Source organism: Paramuribaculum intestinale (genome assembly GCF_003024925.1).
Taxonomy (GTDB): Bacteria; Bacteroidota; Bacteroidia; order Bacteroidales; family Muribaculaceae; genus Paramuribaculum; species Paramuribaculum intestinale.
Genome location: NZ_PUED01000259.1, coordinates 1 through 2,619, shown reverse-complemented (window position 1 = coordinate 2,619; position 2,619 = coordinate 1). Strand labels below are relative to the sequence as shown.

The 2,619-nt window shown below is 43.5% G+C and carries 4 protein-coding genes; all 4 read left to right on the top strand.

The annotated features are described in order from the left end of the window. The first annotated feature begins 49 nt into the window (after nucleotides 1-49). The 4 genes from C5O24_RS12450 to C5O24_RS12435 all read left to right on the top strand — a co-directional run bounded on the left by C5O24_RS12450 (nucleotide 50) and on the right by C5O24_RS12435 (nucleotide 2,220). Complete coding sequence (locus C5O24_RS12450; RefSeq protein WP_133165584.1) at nucleotides 50-985, top strand: ATP-binding protein; 936 nt, start codon at nucleotides 50-52, stop codon at nucleotides 983-985. Nucleotides 986-1,089: 104 nt separating this feature from the next. Beyond that, the gene (locus C5O24_RS12445; protein WP_107037081.1) at nucleotides 1,090-1,299 is read left to right on the top strand and encodes a hypothetical protein; all 210 of its coding nucleotides are present in this window, start codon (nucleotides 1,090-1,092) and stop codon (nucleotides 1,297-1,299) included. Next, nucleotides 1,292-1,897 carry an ATPase gene (locus C5O24_RS12440; protein WP_107037082.1) on the top strand — a complete coding sequence of 202 codons (606 nt, stop codon included), beginning with the start codon at nucleotides 1,292-1,294 and terminating at the stop codon, nucleotides 1,895-1,897. The genes C5O24_RS12445 and C5O24_RS12440 overlap by 8 nt, the downstream gene beginning before the upstream one ends. Next, nucleotides 1,897-2,220, top strand: coding sequence for a hypothetical protein (locus C5O24_RS12435; RefSeq protein WP_107037083.1), 324 nt, complete (start codon nucleotides 1,897-1,899; stop codon nucleotides 2,218-2,220). The genes C5O24_RS12440 and C5O24_RS12435 overlap by 1 nt, the downstream gene beginning before the upstream one ends. Nucleotides 2,221-2,619 lie beyond the last annotated feature (399 nt).

The following is a 2,619-nucleotide window of genomic DNA, read 5'->3' as shown; positions in this document are numbered from 1 at the left end:
ATACAGTATTTATTGTTTGTTGCATCTAAATTACTAAACATCAGTGATATTGCCAAAAAAAATCGGCAGCTTTTTCAAGCTGCCGATTCAACTTTTTTATGGTGTTCCTTATCCCGAACTCGCGTTTCCTAATTTCAGACTTGATTATCTTGACCTGATTGATATAGAGCCGGGCGACAGTAAGAAATGGAATGATAGACTTACTGACGACGGCCGTTGGGAGCATAATCTGTATAACTTCCTTGTTCTGGCTCTGCGCAAACTGCTTTTTACATTGCCATCTGAAGGAAAACTTGAAGGAACAGTGAGACGAGACGGGGGCCCGCTCCATGAAGCTGTCAGGGAGGCAATGATCAACTGCATCACGTATTGCGACTACCTGCTTGGAGGTGTGCTGCGCATTGACCGTCGCACCGACAGGATAGTGATGCGGAATCCCGGTACGCTCCGAATCTCCCCCGAGCGTATATATAATGGCGACTATACACAGGCTCGTAACAGCACAATCCAGAAGATGCTACGAATGATAGGATTCGGTGACAATATCGGGTCTGGCTTCATGAAGATAATCAAGGCATGGGACACCCTCGGATTCAATAATCCTGAAATCCATGAAGAGCCAGAAGTAAACGAGGTGTGGCTGACATTGCCTTTATCTGTGAAATCACAGATAAATTCACAGGCATATTCACAGATAAATAACGGGCATAATATTAAGGATTACAGCAGAGTAGATATTGATGACAATTCGGATTCACAGATAATTTCACACATAAATTCACACTCGGATTTATCTGTTATCCAACGCTCAATCCTTAAACACATGGTCTCATTCCCTGAATCTTCGATAGAGGAAATCGCCAATGCGCTTGGAACGAAACCCGAGTCAATACGTTATCAACGTCGTCTTATGCAGGACAAAGTCGTTACCGAAAAGGCTGGCTCCAACAAAGCCGGTCAATGGAAGATAACTTTTATAGGATGATATGATTGGAGGTTCTTTCCCAATTTAATCCAAGAGATAAGGAAGCCGTAAAACTCGATATATGAAATAATTGTTATAACTTTGTAATCTAACAGTACGGAATTATGTCAGAACAGGAAATGAATTCATATCGTTTCACTTCGGGACAAGAGCCGAGTGATGAGATGTTGGCACAGCTTATGAAGGAGGTTGCTCATGATGCCAAGGTGCGTCAGGAGCAGGCAACCGCTGCTTATTTCTCTGAAATGCGTCGAGAAGCCGAAGTCGTAAAGGCAAAATGGGCTGATCGCATTAACAGTGCAATAAATGGTTAAAGCTGGGAGAAAGCCGGAACTCATAGTGATAGCCGGGCCTAACGGGTCTGGTAAGACTTCTGTAACCCAGAAATTCCTTCATCACGAATGGGCTGATGGCACTGTCTATATCAATCCCGACCAGATTGCCAATGATAAATTCGGCGATTGGAACTCTCGGGAGGCTGTGCTACAGGCAGCCAACTATTGCGCCGAATGGCGTGAGCAGTGCCTCCGAGACAAAGTGAGTTTTGTGTTTGAAACAGTCTTCTCCGCTGAAGACAAGATAGACTTTCTTGTCCGTGCCAAGGAAGCCGGATTCTTTATCCGTGTATTCTTTATATCTACAAGTCATCCGTCCATCAACGCCTCCCGAATAGCAAAAAGGGTCATGGAGGGAGGACATGATGTGCCAATCCGGAAGATAATATCCCGATATACCAAGTCTATAATCAACTGCGAGGCGATAGCATCGTTGGTTGACCGCCTTTATGTCTATGACAATTCGGTCAATGACCGGGACGCGCAGATTCAGTTCAGACTGACTGACGGCAGACTTGAAAAGATGTATGTCGATGAACTTCCGGCATGGGCAAAAAATATCATACCTGATCAATAATGAAAATCACTACCATATCAGAAGAACAGATTTACGCTCTTGAACAGGCAATTTGTTCCGCCGTTCAGGAGCGTATTGATACCGACCCGGATGTGGCAGACTGCAACCTTCGCATCAATCCGGACAACTGGCTTGTCCAAGTGATGTATTTAGAGGAAAGCAATCTGACTGCGCCCAATCGTGACGTTGCTCTTCTCAACCTCATGTACGACCTCAAAGACTCCTACGGCGGCAATGAAATCTGGATTCTCAATGATGAAGCCATCCACGACCTCGCAAAATCATACAGAGAACTGATAGAAATGGATTACTGCTTGAACTAACGACATAACCGCAAAATTTGGCAGCATAAGAGCTTAAGGTTAAAGCGATTCACATTCGCTATCCTCAAGTCTGAGATATTCGGTTATTGCTGATTTCATGCTCTCAATGTCAGGAGTTGTAAGAATAGGCATCAAGGCACCTAATAACCTAACGTGGGGAAAAAGAATATAACTAAATATAGTTGGTTGCAATGATTATCAGCTATTTAGCAAATTGCGAAATTTGATTGATTTGTGGCTTTTTCTACTTATTTTCGCATTTAGTACACAATTGGATATTCTCAACAAATTGACCCCCTATGGATTATTTAAATTGACCCCCATTGATAACCTGTGATTTTTGGACAGTTTTTACAGGGGTTGACAATAGGGTCTGGGGGATTCTGATGGCGTGTTGAT

Excerpts from the sequence above, each read along its gene's own strand:
- C5O24_RS12445 (WP_107037081.1), top strand. The coding sequence starts at position 1,090 with ATGTCAGAACAGGAAATGAATTCATATCGTTTCACTTCGGGACAAGAG.
- C5O24_RS12440 (WP_107037082.1), top strand. The coding sequence starts at position 1,292 with ATGGTTAAAGCTGGGAGAAAGCCGGAACTCATAGTGATAGCCGGGCCT.
- C5O24_RS12435 (WP_107037083.1), top strand. The coding sequence starts at position 1,897 with ATGAAAATCACTACCATATCAGAAGAACAGATTTACGCTCTTGAACAG.